The organism is Nonomuraea jiangxiensis (genome assembly GCF_900099965.1).
In the GTDB taxonomy this organism is placed as follows: domain Bacteria; phylum Actinomycetota; class Actinomycetes; order Streptosporangiales; family Streptosporangiaceae; genus Nonomuraea; species Nonomuraea jiangxiensis.
In genome coordinates, this window is the sequence record NZ_FNDJ01000010.1 from 131,391 (window position 1) to 153,466 (window position 22,076).

Annotated in this window: 17 protein-coding genes and 5 tRNA genes; 10 read left to right on the forward strand and 12 right to left on the reverse strand. The window is 63.4% G+C overall.

Annotated features, from left to right (window positions below):
* Window positions 1-259 precede the first annotated feature (259 nt).
* The 4 genes from BLS95_RS22475 to BLS95_RS22490 all read right to left on the reverse strand — a co-directional run bounded on the left by BLS95_RS22475 (window position 260) and on the right by BLS95_RS22490 (window position 4,397).
* Complete coding sequence (locus tag BLS95_RS22475; protein ID WP_218135927.1) at window positions 260-655, reverse strand: ankyrin repeat domain-containing protein; 396 nt, start codon at window positions 653-655, stop codon at window positions 260-262.
* Between the two features lie 90 nt (window positions 656-745).
* Window positions 746-812, reverse strand: a tRNA-Phe gene (locus BLS95_RS22480).
* Between the two features lie 687 nt (window positions 813-1,499).
* Window positions 1,500-2,072 carry a restriction endonuclease gene (locus tag BLS95_RS22485; protein WP_090934389.1) on the reverse strand — a complete coding sequence of 191 codons (573 nt, stop codon included), beginning with the start codon at window positions 2,070-2,072 and terminating at the stop codon, window positions 1,500-1,502.
* An 81-nt stretch (window positions 2,073-2,153) separates the two neighbouring features.
* Window positions 2,154-4,397: a protein kinase domain-containing protein gene (locus tag BLS95_RS22490; protein WP_143043836.1), complete on the reverse strand. Its 2,244-nt coding sequence runs from the start codon at window positions 4,395-4,397 to the stop codon at window positions 2,154-2,156.
* A gap of 569 nt (window positions 4,398-4,966) precedes the next feature.
* On the opposite strand from BLS95_RS22490, the gene BLS95_RS22495 reads away from it, so the two are divergent.
* A complete protein-coding gene (locus tag BLS95_RS22495) occupies window positions 4,967-6,304 on the forward strand; it encodes an IS701 family transposase (protein WP_425434746.1) in 1,338 nt (445 codons plus the stop codon).
* A gap of 18 nt (window positions 6,305-6,322) precedes the next feature.
* On the opposite strand, the gene BLS95_RS54340 is transcribed toward BLS95_RS22495, so the two are convergent.
* The gene (locus BLS95_RS54340) at window positions 6,323-6,604 is read right to left on the reverse strand and encodes a hypothetical protein (protein ID WP_143043837.1); all 282 of its coding nucleotides are present in this window, start codon (window positions 6,602-6,604) and stop codon (window positions 6,323-6,325) included.
* A 195-nt stretch (window positions 6,605-6,799) separates the two neighbouring features.
* On the opposite strand from BLS95_RS54340, the gene BLS95_RS22505 reads away from it, so the two are divergent.
* The 3 genes from BLS95_RS22505 (at window position 6,800) to BLS95_RS58030 (ending at window position 9,203) form a co-directional block, all read left to right on the forward strand.
* Window positions 6,800-7,765 (forward strand): replication initiator, encoded by a 966-nt coding sequence (locus BLS95_RS22505; protein WP_218135929.1) that lies wholly within the window; start codon window positions 6,800-6,802, stop codon window positions 7,763-7,765.
* A gap of 167 nt (window positions 7,766-7,932) precedes the next feature.
* Window positions 7,933-8,223, forward strand: a complete 291-nt coding sequence (locus tag BLS95_RS58025; RefSeq protein ID WP_245765208.1) for a hypothetical protein — start codon at window positions 7,933-7,935, stop codon at window positions 8,221-8,223.
* Window positions 8,224-8,474: 251 nt separating this feature from the next.
* Window positions 8,475-9,203 (forward strand): tyrosine-type recombinase/integrase, encoded by a 729-nt coding sequence (locus BLS95_RS58030; RefSeq protein ID WP_245765209.1) that lies wholly within the window; start codon window positions 8,475-8,477, stop codon window positions 9,201-9,203.
* A gap of 11 nt (window positions 9,204-9,214) precedes the next feature.
* Here the strand turns inward: BLS95_RS58030 and BLS95_RS54345 are convergent, their stop codons facing one another.
* The 5 genes from BLS95_RS54345 to BLS95_RS22540 form a co-directional block, all read right to left on the reverse strand.
* Window positions 9,215-9,916 carry a hypothetical protein gene (locus BLS95_RS54345; protein WP_143043838.1) on the reverse strand — a complete coding sequence of 234 codons (702 nt, stop codon included), beginning with the start codon at window positions 9,914-9,916 and terminating at the stop codon, window positions 9,215-9,217.
* Between the two features lie 116 nt (window positions 9,917-10,032).
* Window positions 10,033-10,109, reverse strand: a tRNA-Phe gene (locus BLS95_RS22525).
* Between the two features lie 5 nt (window positions 10,110-10,114).
* Window positions 10,115-10,189, reverse strand: a tRNA-Asp gene (locus BLS95_RS22530).
* Window positions 10,190-10,279: 90 nt separating this feature from the next.
* Window positions 10,280-10,352: transfer RNA gene (locus tag BLS95_RS22535), tRNA-Glu, on the reverse strand.
* Window positions 10,353-11,870 (reverse strand): metallophosphoesterase family protein, encoded by a 1,518-nt coding sequence (locus tag BLS95_RS22540; protein WP_245765210.1) that lies wholly within the window; start codon window positions 11,868-11,870, stop codon window positions 10,353-10,355.
* Window positions 11,871-11,957: 87 nt separating this feature from the next.
* On the opposite strand from BLS95_RS22540, the gene BLS95_RS22545 reads away from it, so the two are divergent.
* Together BLS95_RS22545 and BLS95_RS22550 are read left to right on the forward strand one after the other, a co-directional pair.
* Window positions 11,958-12,308 carry a metallopeptidase family protein gene (locus BLS95_RS22545; protein ID WP_176993331.1) on the forward strand — a complete coding sequence of 117 codons (351 nt, stop codon included), beginning with the start codon at window positions 11,958-11,960 and terminating at the stop codon, window positions 12,306-12,308.
* A 110-nt stretch (window positions 12,309-12,418) separates the two neighbouring features.
* A complete protein-coding gene (locus BLS95_RS22550; RefSeq protein WP_245765211.1) occupies window positions 12,419-13,684 on the forward strand; it encodes an MFS transporter in 1,266 nt (421 codons plus the stop codon).
* On the opposite strand, the gene BLS95_RS22555 is transcribed toward BLS95_RS22550, so the two are convergent.
* Complete coding sequence (locus tag BLS95_RS22555) at window positions 13,685-13,963, reverse strand: PspC domain-containing protein (RefSeq protein ID WP_090934401.1); 279 nt, start codon at window positions 13,961-13,963, stop codon at window positions 13,685-13,687. It lies immediately after the preceding gene.
* 91 nt (window positions 13,964-14,054) lie between these two features.
* On the opposite strand from BLS95_RS22555, the gene BLS95_RS22560 reads away from it, so the two are divergent.
* The 4 genes from BLS95_RS22560 (at window position 14,055) to BLS95_RS22575 (ending at window position 20,521) form a co-directional block, all read left to right on the forward strand.
* Window positions 14,055-15,209: an acyl-CoA dehydrogenase family protein gene (locus tag BLS95_RS22560; protein ID WP_090934403.1), complete on the forward strand. Its 1,155-nt coding sequence runs from the start codon at window positions 14,055-14,057 to the stop codon at window positions 15,207-15,209.
* A 49-nt stretch (window positions 15,210-15,258) separates the two neighbouring features.
* Window positions 15,259-15,334 (forward strand) — tRNA-Lys (locus tag BLS95_RS22565).
* A 191-nt stretch (window positions 15,335-15,525) separates the two neighbouring features.
* Complete coding sequence (locus BLS95_RS22570; RefSeq protein ID WP_176993332.1) at window positions 15,526-16,929, forward strand: tyrosine-type recombinase/integrase; 1,404 nt, start codon at window positions 15,526-15,528, stop codon at window positions 16,927-16,929.
* Window positions 16,930-17,767: 838 nt separating this feature from the next.
* The gene (locus BLS95_RS22575; RefSeq protein ID WP_176993333.1) at window positions 17,768-20,521 is read left to right on the forward strand and encodes a tetratricopeptide repeat protein; all 2,754 of its coding nucleotides are present in this window, start codon (window positions 17,768-17,770) and stop codon (window positions 20,519-20,521) included.
* 178 nt (window positions 20,522-20,699) lie between these two features.
* Here the strand turns inward: BLS95_RS22575 and BLS95_RS22580 are convergent, their stop codons facing one another.
* Window positions 20,700-22,013, reverse strand: a complete 1,314-nt coding sequence (locus BLS95_RS22580; protein ID WP_090934414.1) for a serine/threonine-protein kinase — start codon at window positions 22,011-22,013, stop codon at window positions 20,700-20,702.
* Between the last annotated feature and the right edge of the window lie 63 nt (window positions 22,014-22,076).

Below are 22,076 nucleotides of genomic sequence, written 5' to 3' on the forward strand. Positions count from 1 at the left end.
GGAGTTGCCGCAAGACATCGCCAACGACGGGGTCTTGAGCGTTCACATCGATCTCGAAGACCAGGCCTTCAAGATCGACAGTGACCGTGTTCAACTGCTCCGCGGCTAGGCGCATGGCGTTGCTGCCACTGGCTGCCGAAGCTATGGGGAGTTCGGCTATCGATTTGAGCTGCCGGTCGTGTGCTGCTGATCGTCGTAGCAAGGTGGCGTAGGTCTGGCGCCTCGCGTCGAGCCCTGAAGCGTGATGTCCCAAGTGCGATCATGCCCCCCGCGGGCTGTCAATGATCGCTGAGGTGCCAGTGGTCGATGTTGCTGTCGGGGCCTGCTCGGGGTGATCCCGCAGCCAGGCGTTGATCAGCCGCGTAGCCAGCCAATGACCGCGGACGAAGGCGAAGTGCTCCGCCGAAACGCCTGTGCCACCGTGGGAGCGCCGACGTGGATCTGCTCCGTTGGCGAGGAGGAGCGCCGTCATGTCGACATGAAGCCGATCACCTGTCTGCACGTGGCCGTCCGCTTCCACATCGATCGCGTGGTGAAGGAGTGTGAGCCCGGAATGTTCCTCATGAACACTCGCGCCATCATCGAGCAGCGCCTGAAGTCTCTCCGCATCCTCCAGCTCGACGGCGAGATGCGCGGGACTCATGTCCTGGTCCATGGATGCTCCATCGCCCGGCGACGTTGCTGTCGCAGACGCGAAAACGCCCCGAAGCGATGATCGCTACGGGGCATCTTGGGTGTTCAATGCTGGTGGTCAGGGGCAGGGTCGAACTGCCGACCTTCCGCTTTTCAGGCGGAGCAATCACCCTGCTCGCTTGATCGAGACCGTGGTCGGGCGCGTCCGTACGGTGGCGCGAATGCGTCGGCGTATGGGGACGTTGCTGTCAGCGCTGCTGTCACCTCAGCACTGATCACCCGGTGGCGAGGTCCGACGGAGGAGGGCCTTGCCGGCGATCGCCCCAGCCCGTACGACGGGCACCGAAGTCCGCGATCGTCACGGCCTCAGCCACTGCGCCACCTCCTGATCCGTAGCTAACTCGAGTTCCTCTACGATCGTCCATGGCTACCTCAACATGCTGGTCGCCTGCCTATGGACTCGCAGTCGAGGCCGCACAACTTCGAGGTTGTCCAGATTCGTTGTTAGCAACCTCGTTAGCGAGATCCGCTCAGCGAAGGACGATCCCGCCAGCGTGGCCGTCACCTCCAGCTATGGCCATCGGGTGCTAAGGCCCGACGGAGGAGGGGCTTGGCGGCGATCGCCCCCGTCAAGCACTGCGAGTACCGAAGCCCGCGCTCGTAACGGCATAGACTCACTGATGCGCTGGGTCATGAGGACGCTAATCATATGGCCGCTTTCGTGCCGACGAGAGCTACTTCGATATCGTCGCACAGAGAACCAATGAATCCGAACCGTAGGACAATGTGATGCGTTCGAACAACATGGGCAAATTGTTCTCAGATCATTCATCTTTTGGGCATCATCACCTCGATGCGTTTTATGTTTAGCTCTGATTGCGAGTGAGTCCAAGCAGTTTCTCGGACAGTTGCAGCGCGTCCAATTGCGAAATATATACTCCGCTGGGAGTATTAGTCCGTTCCGCCTCATCAAGGATATATCCATCCCATAAGCATGCATCTATGCATGAGGGTTGTGGGAGATATGGAAATACATAATCGTGTTGAGATCTGGATTTGAACACGAGAGACGTCTTGGATACCAAAATCAGAGCGATGCCGTGAGTCTGGGCAAAACTTACAGCACCACTTTGATAAGGCGCGGTCGAAAACATAACTGCTTTATGAGCGCCGACGCTCTGCTGTTTTTGATGGAGTATCTGCACAAGCTCACGCTTGATTGGGTTAAGATGGCGCTTTGCCTCTGCGAGGACCAAGAAGGAAAGGCCGAACAGTTGATACCGCACTGTGACGTCGAAATCATAAGTTCCATCCACGCCCCTTATGATTTCGTGCAAGGTGACTCTTAGGTCCTCGATGGCGGGGATCATCGATTGAAAGGTGCGTTGAACGAATTCCTCGAACTCGTCGGGCGTTGTAAGATCAGAACTCAAGTCCACGAACTATCCCTCGAAACCACTTCTATCAATCACCGCATCGCTCTGTATTGCTGAGGCATGTTCAGGCAACGTACCACTTACCTACGATGCCTGGAGGGTATCGATAACACTCCGAATTGCCTCACACAGCCGCAGCGCGTCAGTTCGACTCATATTCTTAGGGCGCCATTCGAGAAAGAAGGTGAATGCGCCTTGCCTCCCAGGATGTCGGGTCGCCTGATCTCTAAAAGGAGCCAACGACGCATCAACCCTGCGATTTAGAATCAGTCGCATTCTCTCATTCGACATGTTCTCCATCGCCATACGAGTCGATGGTAGGAAGTGGAGAGACAGGAGCTGCCCTACCCCGGCGCGCAATCTTGGCGCATCCCGCCACTCGGGGGTTATCTCCCAATTACCAGTTGCGTTAAAGAATGAGCTGAAATGCTCTTCTGGCACTCTACCTGTGATCTGGAACGCTACTTCATTTACGTATTCATCGGGCTCAAGCTTTTTGTCGTTGTCTGTGTAAGTGAGCTCTTGCATTACTTCGTTTAGGTAAGCAAGAATAGACTTGAAGTCGCTGACGCGATCCTCTGGAGCGAACTGAACACAACCCTTATAAAGGTCGACAATGAGCCGGGTGGCCTTTGCAGTGCACGAGCTGAGGAGTCGCCTATGAAGCTTCTCGACATTCGTGCCAATGTTCAAAGGCTCAGGATCGGCGTTCATGAAGCAGAAGTACAGCAATTGGCCGAAAGAATAAACGTCAAGTGCAGGCGTTCTGCTGCGTGCCGCTTTGGGATTAAAAGCCACATACTGCTCCGGTGCAGCGTAATAGACTACACCCATTGCCGTTTTGGTTGCTTTCTGCGTTTGTGTACTGAACCATGCGAGATCGAAGTCAGTTAGAAAGGGCTCATAAACGCCATCTTCTCGGAGGGAACAGATGATATTCTCGGGCTTTATATCGCGATGAATGACTAGATGCTTATGCGCGTCGGCAATAGCGTCTGCGGATGCCTGCAAGATGTATAGGATAGAGACGGGGTCCATGAAGGTACCCGGTGCGAGATCACGTAAGTTGTCGCCCTCGATATAGTCCATCACGAAGCCTGGCGGGCAGCTACTGTAATCATGAACTTTGACGATACGGTCATGATTCAGCATACGCATGGCGTCGTAGCCGTTTTTGAACCTCTTCACTTTCTCACGGTCTGACAGTTCGTTCACGTGATACAGCTTGTACGCCTGCCGCCTGTCTTTCCCATCGGCTATAAGCCAAACTTTACCAAATCCGCCGCCGCCAATTTCCTTCTCGAGCACACCCCAAGGGGTTCGGATACCCGGTTCAACTAGACCTAGTTCGGTCTGATAGCGGATTAAAGTGTTCTTCGCACTCCTGAATCCTTCCCTCTGAGAAAGCCCTTGTATCTGCTCTTTACGGGCGAACCAATCGCTAATTGATTCAAGCCTTCTGCATGCGTCAGCGTAGCCGGAGGCACGCCATGTATCGATATTGGCACTACGGAGCCTGTTATACTCTTCGAGATGTACTTGAGCTTCCAGCTCTATCCGCTCATATTCTTGCTCAGGACGTGGTGGCGACAAAACTGGTGTTAGTCTGCTACCGAGTATTACTCGACCTGTAACCCGCCCTCCGAAGACAGGATCTTGATACCAAGTGTCAAGGCTGGCCATCTCGCGGGAGACAACTTCATACAAGCTATGGACGGTGACGTCCCCGGTGTGGTCGGCTGCATAGCCCAGAAGTGCTTCGAGAAGGTGGAATGTGAAAATGCCATGTCCGAGGTTAGTGGTTTCCCATGCACGTTGATCAGACGCACATGCCGCGATGACTACAGCGGAGGGATCTGATTGTCTTAGAACGTTATTAATGTCTGTATTAGCTACTCGTCGCGTCGACCTTCCAGCTACTGGCGTGCTAGCTGCTTCCCCTGAATGGCAGCAATCCAGAATCACAACAGTGCTGGTACTCGATCCGGGAGCTGGCTGAAGCAACTGCATCAGCGTTGCCAGTGAAATTCCTTCGTCGAACTCTTCATTGTCGAACGTGACAAGAAAAGTTCCGAGGTCGTTGACTGCTCCATGGCCAGCGAAGTAGAAAAGGATTAGATCTGCCCCTGAGGTCTTCGCATCAACAAGCCAGCGCAGTATCGCCTGTCTTGTGACCTGTTGATCCACAATCGTGGTTACATCGAAGTCATATTCCGGCTCAGACAGAACTGCTGCAACTTGGTCAGCGTCATGCGCGCAGCTATCTAGCTGTTCCCATCGTCCCTTGTACGAGCCGACGCCAGCCACCAGCGCTATCTTTCTGGTCAACAAGTGCTCCTTGCCGTTGATCCCTGCTGTGCGGCATCTTAGACCAAAAGCGTCTAGTCAACACTGATATGCCGTGTATTCACCCTTTCGTGCGGTTCGGCATGTGAAGTTTGGTACGAGATGCGCCTTCCATACCTTTCGGGTGTGATCGAGAGTTTAGGCTGTGGCGATGATTCGGCACCACTTGAAAAGATATTAAGGTCAGTACAATTTAGGAAGATGGGTCAAGAACGTGCCTCGAGTTAGCAGTGATCGTCTTGAGCGCGCGATTCTGCGCGGGCCTCGCGGGCTGCGACCGGCCGAAGAGCCGCAGCGCAGACCGTGAGGGCCCGGCGCCCATGCCGCCAACGGCGGTACGGCCTTGATGACGTACAGATATTTAGCTTTCTGACCGCGGTCGCCCTAGTACGGCAGCCGCCATTTGCTGTGTGAGCTGGGATGACGCGCGACTGGTTGCTGCGATCTTCTGATGGGATTCCCGGACAACGAGAGCAGCCGCTCGTGATCATGTCTGTGTGACGAGAACAAGATCCAAAGCGGCTGCTGCCCTCATCGTAGAGGCCACGCGTGTGCAACGGAACCTGGATGACCTGATGACCGCGCTGGCACCGATGTTCACCCGGATCGAGCCCCGACTGCAGGCCGCCAAGTACATCCGAGCCGTGATGTCCGAGCTGCCCAGACGCAACGGCTGGACGATCGCCGAATGGATCGGCGATCGCCGCCTGGATGCCACCCAGCGCCTCTTGAACCGGGCCCGGTGGGACACCGCGGGCGCAATGAGCACGATCCGCCGGTTCGCCGCCACCCGGCTCGATGCCGCCGCCCGGCCGGGCAACCTGACCGTCGGCGTGCTGGACGAGTCCGGTCAGGAGAAGAAAGGCGTGGCCACAGCGGGCGTCAAGCGTCAGCACATGGGCTGCGCCGGCGGCATCAGCAACGGCATCAACACGGTCTACCTGGCCTATGTCCGCGCCGGCGTGGGGCACGCGCTGATCGGCGCACGGCAATGGATCCCCACTGAGCAGATCAGCGACCCCGTCACCGCGATCACCACCGGCCTGCCGCTGGACCTGACCTTCGCCACCAAGGGCGAACTGGCCATCGACCTGCTGCGCGAGGCCTACGCCGACGACGTGCGCCTGGACTTCGTGGCCGGTGACGAGGTGTACGGCGCCTGCACGCGGTTGCGTGCCTTCCTGGAAGAACGCGGTCAGGCCTACGTCCTGCGCATCCGCGCCACCTTCGCCCTCACGCTCGGCGGCGGCAGCTGCTTGACCTGCGAGCAGGCCGTGGCCAAGTACCTGAGGCAGAAGCGCACGTGGACCATCCGCTCGGCCGGTGACGGCTCCAAGGGCGAGCGCACCTACGCCTGGGCGTGGATCGCCACCGCCAGCCCCGACCACTTCCTGCTGGTCCGCAAGCACCGCACCACCGGTGAACTGGCCTTCTGCTACTGCTTTGTCCCCGATGGCCAGCCGGTCACGCTGCCTCGCCTCATCGCTGCCGCAGGGCTGAGGTGGCCGGTGGAGGAGAGTTTCGAGGCCGGCAAGAGCCTGTTCGGCCTGGCCGAATCCCAGGTCCGCCTCTATGAGGCTCTCCTACGGCACCTCGTCCTGGTCATGGCCGCCCTGGCCGTCTGCGTGACCAGCGCCGCGGCGGCCCGGCACCGCACCGACAGCCAGGCCGTGGAGCCCAGCCACCCCGATGAAAGGCCGCCCGAGGATCCCGGCCTGATCCCGCTGACGGTCGCCGAGATCAAGCACCTGTTCAACGCCGCGGACATCCGCATATCGTCGCTGGAACACGCCGCGCATTGGTCAGCCTGGAGACGCCGTCATCAAGCACGTGCCCGCTGGTTCCATCACCGAGCTCGCCTGACTACCGCATATATCCAGGTCAGCTAACAAATGGCGGCTGCCGTACTAGTGATCTTGAGCGTGATTGCCGGTCAGCTTGGCACATGCCCAGATGTCTTCGAGGCTGCCCAAGTAGGTTGCTGCTGCTGCCGATGGGCCATGGGCTCGCAGGTGGATGACTGGGGCTTGGGCTGCGGGGGTGCCGTAGGCGTGAGTGTTGATCAGTAGGTCGTCGTCTGCTCGGTAGATGGAGTTGTATAGCACGGTCTGGTGGGTGCGGATCTCGACGTTGTTGACGCTGGCGAGTTGGCCATACAGAACGAGGGCGTTCTTGGTGCGGGCGGCCATGACCTCAGGTCCAAGGCCCTCGTCGATGCCCCGGCTGGCTACTTGGGACGCCTCAGAGTCGCTGAGGAGGATTCGCGTCCTGACGCCTGCGCGGGCTCGGTCGGCGATCAGGTGGAGGATGCCGGTGTCTTCAGCGAGGAAGAGACCGCTGTAAGTGAGGATGTCGATCCTTTGCAGCGCTGACCGGAAGAGTTGGTGCCACGCAGTCTGTGGGACGGCCCAACGATGTGGGTAGATCGCCTGGACCTCGTCGGGGATTGTGTGGCTCTGTCCACGGAGATGGGGCCAGAGATCGGCTTCATCTACGTGGAGGAGGTCGGCGACGGCCCAGCGGTGGCGGGGGTGTGGGGTGCGGCCCTTGAGCCAGCCTCCGTACGCCGTCACCTGGCCAAACTCGGCGGCCTGTTCCTCAAAGACCTCCGCGAGCACCTCACCCTGTCCTTCGCCAAGGTCGCCGAATACCAGCGCCGCGGCGTCATCCACTTTCACGCCGTCATCCGCCTCGACGGCCCCGGCGGACCTGAGGCACCGCCACCGCTCTGGGCCACGGCCGATGCCCTGACGCAAGCCATCCAGCACGCCGCCAAGGCCGTTTCCGCCAGCGCCCCGGCCTACGCCGACCAGCCCGAGCGCGCACTGCGCTGGGGCGACCAACTCGACATCCGCCCCATCACCCTGAACGGCGACCTCACCGACCAAGCTGTCGCCGGCTACATCGCCAAGTACGCCACCAAGGCCGCCGAATGCGTCGGCACCCTTGACCGCCGCATTAATCCCCTCGACGACCTGGAGCTGTACAACCTGCGCGATCACGCCCGCCGCCTCATCACCACCTGCATGCGCCTTGGCACCGAACCGGAACTGACCGGACTCCGCCTCACCAACTGGGCGCACATGCTCGGCTTCCGCGGCCACTTCTCCACCCGATCCCGCCACTACTCCACCACCCTCGGCGAACTCCGTGCCGACCGCGAACAACACGCCCGCGAGACCGACATCACCACCGGCCGTCTTCCCCTCTTCGACGAAGACACCGTCCTCGTGATTAGCCAATGGGAGTACGCAGGCAAGGGCCACTCTCTTGGGGAGGCGCTCCTCGCCGCCGCCATCACCGGCACGCCCCTCGCCCAGTTGACGCGCGGGGAGGCCCCGCATGAGTGACCTCGTACTCACCGTCGACGAGGCCGCCAACCGCCTCCGTGTCAGCCGGCGGACGCTCTACACCTGATCCGCTCCAACCAGCTCCGAACCATCAAGATCGGCCGTCGCCGCCTCGTTCCGGCCGACGCCCTGACCGAGTGCATCAGGACCCTCGTGGAGGTGGCGTGATGACCAAGACCATGCTTGGCACCCCGGAGGAAGAGCCCAAGCGCCGGACCGGCCGTCGCATCCGCAAGCGCTCCAACGGCGAGGGAAGCATTTGGCTACGGAAGGATGGCCGCTACGGGTACGCCGCCTTCGTCCAGACCACCGCCGGAACCGTGAAGCGCGTTCAAGGTTCCGCACGTACGCAAGAGGACGCCCGCAAGAAGCTGACCGAACTTCTCCGCCAGGCCGACGAGGGCATCCCCGTCTCCTCGGAGAACTGGACGGTGGCCGACTTCCTGAACCCTGGCTGAAGAACATCGTCAGCCAGGAACGCCGCCCCAAGACCTACCAGGGATACGAGGGCGTCGTTCGCCTCCACCTCATTCCCGGCCTGGGCAAGTAGCGCCTGGGCAAGCTCAACGCCCAAGACGTCCGCCTCTTCATCAACCGCGTCCGCTCCGAATGCCAATGCTGCCGGAACGGCTGGGACGCTTCGCGGGACAAGCCGGTGTGCTGCACCCTCAAGGGCGGTCAGTGCTGCGACTCCCCCCTGTCCACACGCATGGTGCAGTCCATCCATGCAGTCCTCCGGAACGCCCTGGAGTGCGCCGTACGCGAGGAGATCATCGCTCGCAACGTCGCCAAGCTCGTCAAGGTCCTAGTGCCCAAGTACAAGGTCAATCGCGGCCTGACCGTTCCACAGGCCCGCGCCGTCCTCAAGGCCGCTCGGAGCCACCGCCTGTATGCTCTGTACGTCTTGGCGCTCTGCCTCGGCCTGCGCCGTGGAGAACTTCTCGGGCTTCGCTGGACGGACGTCGACCTTGAGGCCGCCAAGCTGGAAGTGACTCGAAGCCTCCAGCGGGTCGCAGGCCGACTCCAGTTCGTCCGTCCCAAGACCTCGGACTCGGAGCGAACCGTCCCGCTGCCGCCCATCTGTGTGGAGGCCCTGCGGGAGCATCGAAGGAAGCTGTTCGCCGAACGCTCTGACCGCTGGGAGGAGTGGAAAGAACATGGCCTGGTCTTCCCCTCGCGCTGCGGAACGCCGATGGAGCCGGACAACCTACGGCGAAGCTGGGGAGACATTCGCAAGACCGCCGCTCTCGGAGAGATGCGGTTCCATGATCTGCGCCACACCTGTGTGACGCTTCTCCTGAACCTCGGCGTCCCGCCCCAGGTCGTCCGCGATATCGTCGGCCACAGTGATATCGAGGTGACCATGACGATCTACGCTCACGCGTCACTCGATGACAAGCGGACAGCCCTGGGCAAGCTCAGTGATGCTCTCGGCTGATCTGTCCCTACCTATTGCGCCTCAGCTCGTTTAGGCTGAGGCGCTTCCTTCTGCTCGACCGCCATCTCAGCAGAGGCCAACTCTGGCGCGCCATTCGAGTCCTCGTACGGATCGGGCGCGTACAACCCGAGATCCCAACGGCACATATCCCGAAGCTTCGCCATTAAGGATCCTACGAGCGAAACCAACTCCCTCGCCCTACCCCAGTCTCCTGCTTCCAGGGCATCCTGAACCGCTTGGCCCTCTCGTAGCAATTGCCGCAGCCCATCGCCAACGAGGGGATGCTGCGCGTGAACATCAACCTCGAAGACGAGATCTTCAAGCTCTGCCCTGGCTGTATTGAGTTCCTCCCCGAGGAAACGTGGAGGCTGCTTTGCGTCAGCCGGAGTCGGAGCTTGATCGACGATCACTTCGAGTTGCCGGCCGTATGCCGCGGCCCGCCGTAACAAGGTGGCGTAGTTCTGTCGCCTCGCGTCCAACCCCTGAACAGTGATGTCCCATTGTCGATCACGAGCCCTACGGGCTTGCTCCCTCTTGTGCTGGCGCGCCTCGGCAGCGGCCTCCTGACGAGCCCGGAGAAAGACGGACCCGATCGCTACCAGGCTTCCGATCGCGGCGCCAAGAGCAGTCCCGATCACACCGATCCACTGAGGGGTCACAAATCCCGGAAGGTAGCTACGCATCTTCAGCCGGTCAATGATCGCCAGCGCCACAGTGTGCCGTGATCCAACCCGATACCCCATCGCGACGTTGCTGCCAGCGTTGCTGTTACGGACATGAAAACGCCCCGGAGCGATGGTCGCTACGGGGCATCTTGGCTGTTCAATGCTGGTGGTCAGGGGCAGGGTCGAACTGCCGACCTTCCGCTTTTCAGGCGGACGCTCGTACCAACTGAGCTACCTGACCCAGAGCGGTCCTGACGGGACTTGAACCCGCGACCTCCACCTTGACAGGGTGGCGAGCACTCCAAACTGCTCTACAGGACCTTGCGTTCTTGCTGTTTTGCGCTCGCTTAGCTTATCAGCTCTTCGGTGGTCTTCGACCAGCCATTTCGCTGACGCGCTAGGCGCTCGCGGTGCCCCCAACGGGATTCGAACCCGTGCCGCCGCCTTGAAAGGGCGGTGTCCTAGGCCGCTAGACGATGGGGGCTCAGGATTCCCTGTCGCCGTCCGTTGGAGACCTCTGAAGCATAGGGGACGATTGCCCCTGATGCCAAAGCGGCGGACCGGCGGACGGCGTCGAAGTCTCAGTGACCGATCCCGTTGGCGACGGGGCGGTCGTTGGCTCCGGTGAAATCATACGTTGCGGGTTGGGCTCCACGTGACGTTGGATGTACACCGACTGCTCCCCGAGTCCTCCCAGGGTGACGTTGTCCCAGGCGCGCAGGCGCTTCGACTCCTTGTCGAAGTACAGGACGGAGGCCTGTACGGGGGTGGGCTGGGCGTGTTCCAGGGCGCGCAGGCCGGCTCCGCCCGTCGAGCCCTGGACGAGCATGCGGGTGCGGGTGGGGAGCATGGTGGTCTTGCGCTCATGGGTGTGGCCCGCCAGGACCAGCGGGGTGGCACCGCTGAAGCCCTTGCCGACGTCGGGGTCGTGGACGGCGATCACGTCCGGCTGGTCGCCCTGGGGCAGGTGGGCGCGGGCGAAGTCCGCCAGCGCGGCCGGGTCCGAGTCGACCGTGACGGACTTGTCGGGCGTGAAGCGCGGGTCTCCGAGTCCGTAAATAGTAAGACCTTCTACGGTTTGTGCCTTTTTGTCCAGAACTATGGCGTTTTTCTGTTTTTCGACCGCCTTTTGGGTGGTCATGGAGTCGTGGTTGCCGCGAACGTAGACGTACGGGACGCCGAGGGTGCCGATTTCGTCGACGAACTTGTTCTCCGCCTTGGTGCCATGGTCTGAAATGTCACCCGTGTCGATGATGAAATCCACCGCGAACTGGTCTTTCAGGGAACGGATGACGTTCCAGGCGATGGGGTTGATGTGGATGTCGGAGACATGGAGCACCCGGATGGATTTGGGGTCGGCGTCGTACAGCGGCAGGGTGGAGAGGGTGTCGTAGAGCTTCGACACGTTCGTGACGAGTTTGGTGAGCTGCGACCGGTACGACTCGAAGCGCGTCACGATCGACTCCGCGCTGCCGACTAGGGACGGCGCGGCGGCGACCAGCCCGGAGTAGCGCGGCTCGATGAGCGAGCTGGGGCGGAAGGTGGCGGCGGCCAGGACGCCCGTGCCGGCCAGGGCCACGGAGGCCGCCAGCAGGCCCAGGAGGGCCACCCGCGGCCGTCTGAACACCAGCAGGACGGCGACCAGGGCCCCCGCCCCCGCGCACAGCAGCGAGCGGATGGCGAGCGCGCGTACGCCGTCGAGCAGGTCGCTCTCGATGAGCCCCGGCAGGCGGTCGGCCAGGCGCGGGTCCTCGATGAGGGCCTTGGCACGGTCCTGGTCGATGTTGTCGAGAGTGATGCGGAGCTGGAGCGGCGCGTCGTGCGTGCGGAAGGTGAGGGTGCCCAGCGGGCTGGCGTCCACGACCGTCTCGCCGTGCCACGACGGGCGCAGGGACATGCCGGTCTCCACCGGACCGATCTGGGCGCGTACGGTGCCGCTGAGGAAGATGCCCAGCCAGGCGCCGACCCCGGCCACGAGCAGCACCAACGCCAAGATCGCCACGGCCCTCGTGGGACGCGAGTGGACGACTGCCTTCGATCTCTGAACGAGCTTCATACAGTCTCTTGCCTACCTGAACAAGGGGGCAGAATGGCAAGGGTGATCGAGGTTTCGCGGGAGAAGTTCGAGGAACTCGTGGCCGAGGCATTGGACACGATTCCTCCGGAGCTCACCCGAGCCATGAGCAACGTCGTCGTCACTGTCGTCGATGATCCGCCGGAGCCCCACCTGCTCGGCCTGTACACCGGTGTCCCCCTCACGGAACGCGGCGACTGGTACTCCGCAGTTCTGCCCGACCGCATCGAGATCTACCGCAATCCGATATGTCAGATTTGCGATACGGAGGAGGACGTGGTCGCCGAGGTGCGGATCACGGTCGTGCATGAGGTCGGCCACCATTTCGGCATCGATGACGAGCGCCTTCACGAGCTGGGCTGGTAACCCTTTGCTTTTGGTTAACTGCTTTGGGTTGCGGCTTGCTATCGTGATCGGGCACCTTAGGTGACATACCGAGCACATTAAGTGAGGCGCAGCGGAGTGCAATGGGGGCCATGCGGGCGCGACGGCCGCACGGACGGCATCGCCGTGCCGACGCAGCACAAGCGACATATCGTGAAGTCATCGCCATCAGGGAGTTCAGGGCGCTCTGGTACGGCCAGGGCCTCTCGCTCCTTGGTGACCAACTCGCGCAGGTGGCGCTTGCCGTCCTCGTCTACGATCGCACGCGTTCGCCGCTGGCCACCGCTGCCGTCTACGCGCTGACCTACCTGCCGTCGATCGTCGGCGGGCCGCTGCTGGCGGGGCTGGCGGACCGGTTCGCGCGCAGGGGCGTCATGCTGACCTGCGACCTGATCCGGGCCGCGCTGGTGGGCGTGATGGCGCTGCCGGGCATGCCGTTCTGGGCGCTCTGCTCGCTGGTGTTCCTGGTGGTGCTGCTGAGCGCGCCGTTCTCGGCCGCCCGGGCGGCGTTGCTGCCCGAGGTCCTCGAAGGCGACCTCTACGTACTGGGCTCTGCCCTCCAGAACATGACGAACCAGGCGGTGCAGATGCTCGGTTTCGCGGCGGGCGGAGCCGTGATCGCGACCCTGGGCCCGTACCGCGCGCTCGCGCTGGACGCCGCGACGTTCCTGGCGTCCGCGCTGATCCTTGTCTCCGGCGTGCGCCGCCGTCCACCCGCGAACCGTGACGGCTCGAAACCGTCCATGTGGACGATGACCAGGGCCGGGGCGCGGCTCGTCTTCCGGTCGCGGAGATTGCGGACGCTTGTCCTGTTCGCGTGGTTGTGTGGGTTCTACATCCTGCCCGAGGGAATCGCCGTGCCGTACGCGGCCAAGCTCTACACGGGTTCGCTGCCGGTGCCGGTGATCACCGGGTTGCTGATGGCGGCGATGCCGGCCGGGACGGTGGTGGGGGCGTTCCTGTTCAGCAGGTTCGTGTCGCCGCAGCGGCGGATGCGGCTGATGGGGTGGCTGGCCATACTGAGCTGCGCACCGCTGATCGTGACCGCGTTGCGGCCGCCGCTGGCCGTGGTGCTGGGGGCGTGGTTCTTGTCGGGGGTCGGGGGTGCCTACCAGCTCGCGGCCAATGCGGCTTTCGTCCAGTGGGTGCCGCCGGAGCAGCGTGCCCAGGCGTTCGGCCTCGTACAGTCGGGGTTGATGGCCGTACAGGGGATCGGGATCCTGATCGGCGGGTTCGCGGCGGAGAGGCTCGGCCCGGAGCCGGTGGTCGCGCTGGCCGGGATCTCGGGAGTGATCAGCGCGGCCGTGCTCGCCATGATCTGGGCCGGGCCCCGGAAGCCGGTGCCCGCCACTGCCTGATCACGCGTGGGGCTTGTGCTCGCTGCCCCAGTCCGTCCGGCTCCGCTGCTTGGCGATCAGGTCCTGAACGATCGAGGTGTCGCTGTTCTCGTCGGGCATGAGGAGCCAGCCGATCGCGTACACGCCGACGCCCGCCCCGCCGAACAGCGTCGCGATGGCCAGCGCGATCCGCACCAGGTTGGCGTCGATCCCGACGTATTCACCGATGCCGGAGCAGACACCCGCGATGATCCGACCCTTGTGCGTCCGGCGCAGCTTCTTGACGTTGTATTCGCTCATGCCTCAAGACTGCCCTTGGCCCGGGTGTTCGCACATCAGGATTCCCCCTGGTAGAACCCTGGTAGTCCCTTACTAACCGGAAGGACCCGTGATGGACGATCTGATGCGCCTGGACGACCGGCTCAACGCCGACCAGCGGCTGATCCGCGACACGGTCAGATCCTTCGTCGCCGACCACGTCCTGCCGCAGGTGGGGGACTGGTTCGAGGAGGCACGTTTCCCGGCGCGCGAGCTCGCGCCGGCTCTCGGTGCTCTCGGGGTGCTCGGGATGCATCTGGAGGGGTACGGCTGCGCCGGGACGGACGCGGTGTCGTACGGGGTGGCGTGCCGGGAGCTGGAGGCGGGCGATTCGGGCGTCAGGTCCTTCGTGTCCGTCCAAGGGTCGCTGGCCATGTTCCCTATCTGGCGATACGGCTCGGACGAGCAGAAGGAAGAATGGCTGCCCCGGATGGCGGCCGGCTCGGCGATCGGCTGCTTCGGCCTGACGGAGCCGGACCACGGTTCCGACCCCGCCAACATGCGGACTTACGCCAAGAAAGACGGATCCGACTGGATCCTGAACGGCGCCAAGATGTGGATCACCAACGGCTCGATCGCCGACGTCGCCGTGGTCTGGGCCCAGACCGACGAAGGCATCCGCGGCTTCGTCGTCCCCACCTCCACCCCCGGCTTCTCCGCCCCTGAGATCCACAAGAAGCTGTCCCTCAGGGCCTCGGTGACCTCATCCCTCTATTTCGACGACGTACGCCTGCCCGCCTCCGCCGTCCTCCCCGGCGTCACCGGCCTGCGCGGCCCGCTTTCCTGCCTCTCGGAAGCCCGCTACGGCATCGTCTGGGGCGTCGTGGGCGCGGCCCGCGCCTGCCTGGAGGCCGCCGTCTCGTACGCGAAGACCCGGGTCCAGTTCGACAAGCCGATCGGCGCCTTCCAGCTGACCCAGGAGAAACTCGCCTGGATGTACGTCGGCACCGCCCAGGCCGGCCTCACCGCCCTCCACCTGGGCCAGTTGAAGGACGCCGGCCAGCTGGATCCCCGGCAGATCAGCTTCGGCAAGCTGGCGAACGTACGAGCCGCACTCGACATCGCCCGCCAGGCCCGCACTATTCTGGGTGGGAACGGGATCACGCTGGAGTACCCTGTGATCAGGCACATGAACAACCTCGAAAGTGTCCTGACATACGAGGGGACGCAGGAGATCCACACGCTGGTGCTGGGGGAGGCGCTGACCGGCCTGAGCGCGTACCGGTGATGGAGGCGTCGCGGGCGGCGCGGTAATCTCTGTACCCTTGCTGTTGCGAGGGGCGTTAGCTCAATTGGCAGAGCTGCGGACTTTTAATCCGTAGGTTCCGGGTTCGAGCCCCGGGCGCCCTACCACTCATAACCCATGTCGAAAGCGCTTTCTCGAGGTGGCAACACGGCCTGGCGGGACCGTCACGAAGATCATGTTCCCCCGATGTTCCCGCATATCACCACGCGATGGTGAAAGTCCGTTTGTTGATGCGAGTCGTGGCCGTCTGTGCCAGCTCTTTCCTCCACCATGCGTCTTCGGACAGTTAGGGGGAGTTGTGGCGCGGATCATCGAACGCATGGCCAAGAACGGCGCGAGATCGTGGCTGGTGAAGCGGCGTATCGGTGGGGGAAGAGGCGGAAAGGAAGACTTCGAGACCTGCTACGAGCGGCAGACCGCCGAAGACTTCGCGACCTTGGTCGAGCTCAGCGGCGAGAATCGTCCGCACGGCTACCCTAAAGGCTGCCACGGCATCGAGGACCCGCACTTCGACGGCACCCTCGACGCCGAAATGCCGACCTTCGAGAAGTACGCCCGCCACGACTATGCCACCCGACTCGGCGCCGCTCCCACCCAGCGCTTCGTCTACCTGACCGAGGCCGAACGGCATGTCTTCCCCTTCTTCGGCCACCTGCCCCTGGACCGGGTCACCCGTCGAGTGCTGCGCGAATGGGCGGAATGGATGCTCGCCAAACCATCCGCACGCAACGAACACCAGCCCACCCCTCCCATGTCGGATGAGCAGGCGGCACGACGATGGGCACGAGCCAATGACATTGCGGTCAAGAAGACCGGACGCGTGCCGCCCGGCGTGCTGCGGCAGTGGCGGGACGCAGGCTCTCCCCGACCCGCACCATCGACCCCCGGGACGCTCTCTCCGGCCACAGCGGCGAAGGTTTATCGGGGCGCGATCAAGCCGGTCTTCAAGGCGGCAATGCAGCAGGGAGAGAACGGTGAACCACCGTTTCTCAGCTCATCTCCTTGTGACGGCTTTCGCCTGCCGACCGGCCCAGTGACTTCCCGGGCTATCCTGTACGGAGCCGAGGTCGGCATCTACCTCCAGGCAGTCCACGACGTCGACCCCGACACCGGTCTGTTCATCGTGACCGAGATGGCCACCGGCCTGCGCTGGGGCGAGATCGCCGGGCTCCATGTGTCCGGCCTGGACCCGGCCGGATGCGTGATCCATGTGACTCAGGCGTACGCCTACCTGCTGAACGAGACGACCAGCCGCCGGCAATGGCAGCTCAGGCTCTACCCGAAGGGCAAGAAGCAGCGCGACATACCCATCTGCCATGAGTTGGCCATACTCCTGGCGCACCACGCGAACGGTAAAAACCCTGGCCAGCCTCTCTTTCAGAGAAACAGCGGCGGCTACATCGACTACGCCAACCAGCGCAACAACGTGCTCCAACCCGCCCTCGAACTCGCCCGCCAACGCGGGCTGGCCAAACACATCACCCCGCACGCACTTCGCCACACCATGATCACCATGCTCCGCGACGGCGGCGTAGCACGAGGCGTCATGCAACTCATCGCCGGACACGAGTCCTACCAGACAACCGCCGGATACTCCGGCCGACATACCCCTGCCCAACGCGCACTCGTCCTCAACTCCGTCCACCCTGTCATCAAGGCAGCAGAAATCTTGTTCAACAATCCAAGAATCGATCACGAATGACGGAACTCCCTGCCGCCAGATCCAAAGGCCTCACGTGAATTCGTCCACGCCTCTTCGTGAGAGTACCTGTCAAGCACTGCCACGTTCAGCGTCTGCTTGGCTGCATGAGAGAATCACGCAGGATAGGTCCGTGGACCTGTGGGCCGATTGGGACGACGCGGTCGAACTACGGATGCAGTTGGACGCCACATTGGTCGAGATCACAGAGCTACGTGAGGAGAACGACTAGCTCAAGCAGCTGCTCCTGCCGCTAACCACGGCCTCGGCGATCGCGGCACGTAAATCCTGTCCAGCCCCCTCCATTCCCGTCGATTGGCCACAGGATGGCTTGCCGTATATGGACGCATCATCGTCTCCGGCCGAGAAGCTGGCGTTGTTCAAAGCGATGTTCGTCGGCCACCACGACGTGTACGCGACCCGCTTCTTTATCCGCAAGTCCGCAGGGACGGGTGAAGCCCGGCAAAAAGGGAGTTCTGAGTGTTGCCGCTGCCGTCGGTCTTGATCACAGCTCCGCGAGCACGCGAGCTCGTCCTCCGAGTCCATGACAACGGGCCCGGCATCTCCCCATCGGCGGCGTCCTCGATCTTCGGCCGCTCACCTGCGGCGAGGCCTGGCGTTCCTGCCAAGCTGACAGCACGGACGTGGGACTCTCCATCGTCACGGCGGTCACCGAGCGCACGGGCGCGTCGAGGTGACGAGTTTCCCGGCGACATCGTCTTCGCGGTAAGACTCCTTGCCGTCCCAGATGGAACGCCCCTGCCCGAGGATGACGACGAACCCGGCCGGGACCGATTGTGAGATGCTCCGATCAGTGGATCTGCGAGGCGGCGGGGAGGCCATGGACGAGTCCCATCACCAGGCCGCGGCCAGATCATCAGCCGGTGGGGCGAGAGCTGCGCGTGGCCTCACCTTCCAGGCTCAGGTTTTCGCCTGGTGGGCCGTGCGCGCCATCGTGGAGATGCCGCTGACCGAGCTCGGGCTCGGCGCCGCCGTCCGGATAGAAGCGGTGGGGTGCGAGACCGGACTCCCCGTCGACGATGTGGGCGTCACCGTGTCCGGCGGCGGGTTCATCCTCATACAGGCGAAGGCCGGGATGAGACGGCTGGACGCGCAGACCGAAGATCTGGTGAAGGCCATCGACCAGATAGTGCGCGCCTTCGTCGGCGGTATCCACACGAGTTCGGGCGTCCGCCCTGTCGACCTCTCGCGAGACCGGCTCGTGATCGCCACGAACCATGATGGGAGCCGCGCCTTCGACCAGCTGGGCATCGTGCTCCTGCGCCTCCGTGGACACCCGGCCGACCTCCCCCTCCGGGCAGCGGCGTCGACGATCGCCCAGCGGAGGGCGCTCGAAACCTTCGTCGAGGTCGTCGTAACCCGTTGGACGGCCATCATCGGTCGCAAGCCCTCCGATTCCGACTTGCGAGCGTTCCTGCGGTGCGCCGAGGTCATCCGGCTGGATCTCAAGAAGCCCGACGGAATCGACCTCTTCCGCAGCGAGCAGGCTCTGCGCGCGGCTCTGGGTGACTCGCTCATCGACGAACCCTTCAGCAAGCTCGCCGGGCGCGGCGGCGAAGCAGCGGCGGCCCAGCGGTGGTGGCGGCGGCAGGAACTGGTCCAGGCCGTGCTTCGCGAGGAAGCGCCGATGCAGCCCGCGGCCGGTCCGCGACGCAACTGCCTTCCTGTCCTCCCTCAGCCGTACGTGCGCCGCGGCGACTACGATCTGCTCGACGCCGGACCGACGGCGGAGCGTCGCTGCATTGCTGTCACCGGCGGCCCCGGCTTGGGAAAAACCACTCTCGCCATCAACATGGCCAACGAGGCTGCCCAGGACTTCCCCGACGGGCAGTTGTTCGTCGACTTCCGAGGCTTCGGTCCGACCGCCCCCATGTCGTCCGCCGAGGCGGTCGAGGTGCTCCTGGAACAGATGGGCGAGGCCGATGCGGCCGCAGGAAAGGACCCGGAAGGCCGCCGACTGCACTACCTAGACGCGGTGGGGGCGAGGCGGTTCGTCATCGTCATGGACAACGTCCGGGACAGCGAGAGCGTCCTCCACCTGCTCCCGCGCCACGGGCCTTCCGCCATCATCGCTACCAGCCGCACCAGGTTGGGGACCCTCCTGCGGGGAACCGACGTCACGCACCTCCACCTGACTCCACTACCGACCCACGAATCCCAGGATCTGCTGATCCGGCACATAGGCGCCGACCGAGCAGCCGCCGAGCCCGCCGCGATCGCCACCGTTCTGGCCGCCTGCGGTGGCAATCCTCTAGCCCTGGCAATCGCCGGATCCCACATCCGGCACCTACCCGGGCTGTCACTGGACCAGATCGTGTCCGTTCTGACCGACGCCGACAGCCGACTGGACTTCCTCGACCTGCACGAGCCGAACTCCGCGCTCCGCACCGTCTTCTCCTGGACGTATCTCGCACTTCCTGCCGAGCTGCGGGATTTCTTCGTCCTGGTCGGCGCGGCCCCGGGCCCTGACATCGACAGCACGGGAGCCGCCGCGCTCGCCAGCCTCGAGGACGCTCGAACAGGGTTGGCCCTGCTCCGCCGGTTACGCCATTTCCACCTGCTCCAAGAGAACGCGCACGGCGGCTTCCAGATGCACGAGCTCCTCCGTGACTACGCCCTCTCCCTCTGCCGTGGGGATCGGCGCCTCCAAGACGTCCACGACCGTGCCTGCGAAAGGCTCATCAAGCACTACGCCGACCTGGCCGCCGCCACAAGCCCCGGCACCCGTCTCGCTAGCCAGGACTCGCCGCGTTTCCTCGCCGCCGTGCGGTACGCCGAGGAACATGGTTTGGAGGGCAAGGCCCAGGCAATCGTGGACTCTCTCATCGAGAACATGTGGTACCACGGGCGATGGAACGACTGCGCGACGATGTTGCGCTCGATCACGGACGATCCATCGAAGCCCGAGGACCCAGAGATCCGGTCCTACTTCCTCCGCCAGTTGGCCATCACCCTGCGCCGGCTGGGAGCCCACGCCGAGAGCGTCGAGTACGGCCGGCAAGCCTTGACGACGCTGGGGCCGGGACGTTCGGCACGCGCGGAAGCCGACTGCCGCTATGTCTTGGCGGTCAGTCACTCCTACGCGGAGGATCACGAGGCGGCCCTGAAGCAGTACGGCCTCGCCGCCAACGGATTCCGGGAGGCTGGAGCCCATAGCGCGCTCGCGGACGCCCTGAACGGCATCGGCTGGAGCCTGGCCATGCGGGGAGAACACCAGGAGGCCCTGATGTACTGTACGCGGGCCGCCGACCTGCACGGCGAGCTGAACGTCCCCAACAGCCGGGCAGCCGATCTCGACAGCATCGCTTGCATCTACCAGTTCCTCGGCGATCACAAGGCCGCGCTCGGCTATTTCGAGCAATGCCTTCGCCTGTACAGGGAGATCGGCTACCGCGCCAACGAGGTCCGTACGCTGGACAGCATGGGTAACAGCGCGCTGGCGACAGGCGACCGGAACAGCGCCGTCGAGCACTGGCTCCTCGCCATCGCCATTCTTGAGGACATTGGTCTCGGGGACACCGACCAGGTCCGCGAGATACGCGCCAAGGAGGCGGCGGCATTGTTCCAGAAATAGCCGTCGCCGGGCAAGCGGAAGCGATATACTGGCGCAGTAGCTCAGCTGGCCGAACGCTCCGCGGTTTCCCGCGGAAACTCCGAGAATCGGGAGGCGCCATGGCGAAGAAAAAGCGACCCACGAATCCGAAGCGGCCGATTCGATAGTATACAGACGGGCGAGCAGACTTCCTCGCCCGTCATTCTTTCCCCGACTCGTATCTCCTGAGCAGCTCACGCACTTCCAATGCCCGTTTGTCCCGTCTGCCCAGTTTGAGGTCGAAAACCCGGAGCATGTCCCTGAGCTCGCCGACCGCCGCGCCCACGCGCCCCGCGGCGTGGAGCCACTCCGCGTAAAGCAGCCAGGCCCGTACGGCCCCTTTCCCCACATCGCCCTGCTCCCGCCTGGCCTCCTCCATCACGTGCTCAACAAGACGGAGTGCCGCGTCACGGTCACCCAAGTCCCAGAGCTCGCGCGCGCGTCCCAGCTGTGCATCTCCCACCGACATGGCGACCCCCGCCACCGCGACCATCGGCGGCCGGAAGCTATCGTCCGGTCGCGCGAGCGGAGCGAACGGCGTCCTGAACGGCAGCGTGACATCGAACTTCGCGGGATGGCCGATACCCGGAGAACCTGCCGCGGGGACATGCCTCCTCATCAGGGCCGACACCTCACGGGCGCCGACGAGGCGCTCCGCCGGATCCTTGATCAGCAACCGGTCGACCGCCTCACCCAGATCTCGCGGAACCGTCGGCCTCCGTTCGCACAAGGGCTGCGGGTCCTTGTACAGATGCGCGGCGTCGAGGTCCGTAGCTGTGGCCGCGCGGAACACAGGTCCCCCCAGCAGCTCGTATACGACGATTCCCAGCGCGTATAGATCGGCCGCCGTGCCTCCCGGGCTAGCTCCCTTCAGAACCTCCGGCGCCACGTATCCACTCGTTCCCGGGCTGGAGTACCTACTCCTGGTAATCCTCGACTTCTCGGAGTCGACGATGAACGCCACACCGAAATCGATGATTTTGATCATTCCCGAGGGACCGACCATGAGGTTCGCCGGCTTGAGATCGCGGTGCACGACGTTCGCGTCATGCGCCACTGCGAGCGCCGAACACAACTGCACGGCCAGACACGCCGCCTCCTCCGGTTCAAGGAAGCCACCCCGCTCCTCCTGCAGGTCCTCGACGGTCTTGCCCTCGATGTACTGCATCACGAGGTAGGGCATCTCCCCTCCCGAGGAGCCGCGCCAGACGCCCCGGTGGTGAACGGCCGGGATCGCCGGGTGATCGAGAGCAGCCGTCGCCAGGCCCTCCCGTTCGAATCGTCGGCGCAGGTCGTGGTAGTCCTCCGTCGAGATCACATCAGTCTCGCCGATGACGGACTTCTCGATCATGAACTTGATCGCGACCTTCCGCTCGAAGTCCTCGTCCCATGCGAGCCAGACGTCGCCCATCCCTCCGCGCCCCAGCCTGCGTTTGAGTTCGAAACGGTCGTGGATTGTGTCCCCGACGTCCACCACACCTCCTGTGCGGCTGCCCCAAGCAGCCAGAAAGCCTTTTGGCCGGTAAATTAATCGGCT

Bases quoted from the DNA above. Each gene is read 5' to 3' on its own strand.
- BLS95_RS54340 (WP_143043837.1), bottom strand. From the start codon at position 6,604: ATGGCCGCCCGCACCAAGAACGCCCTCGTTCTGTATGGCCAACTCGCC.
- BLS95_RS22545 (WP_176993331.1), top strand. From the start codon at position 11,958: ATGGCAAGGGTGATCGAGGTTTCGCGGGAGAAGTTCGAGGAACTCGTG.
- BLS95_RS22475 (WP_218135927.1), bottom strand. From the start codon at position 655: ATGGACCAGGACATGAGTCCCGCGCATCTCGCCGTCGAGCTGGAGGAT.
- BLS95_RS22550 (WP_245765211.1), top strand. From the start codon at position 12,419: ATGCGGGCGCGACGGCCGCACGGACGGCATCGCCGTGCCGACGCAGCA.
- BLS95_RS22555 (WP_090934401.1), bottom strand. From the start codon at position 13,963: ATGAGCGAATACAACGTCAAGAAGCTGCGCCGGACGCACAAGGGTCGG.
- BLS95_RS22575 (WP_176993333.1), top strand. From the start codon at position 17,768: ATGGACGAGTCCCATCACCAGGCCGCGGCCAGATCATCAGCCGGTGGG.
- BLS95_RS58025 (WP_245765208.1), top strand. From the start codon at position 7,933: ATGACCAAGACCATGCTTGGCACCCCGGAGGAAGAGCCCAAGCGCCGG.
- BLS95_RS22560 (WP_090934403.1), top strand. From the start codon at position 14,055: ATGGACGATCTGATGCGCCTGGACGACCGGCTCAACGCCGACCAGCGG.
- BLS95_RS58030 (WP_245765209.1), top strand. From the start codon at position 8,475: ATGGTGCAGTCCATCCATGCAGTCCTCCGGAACGCCCTGGAGTGCGCC.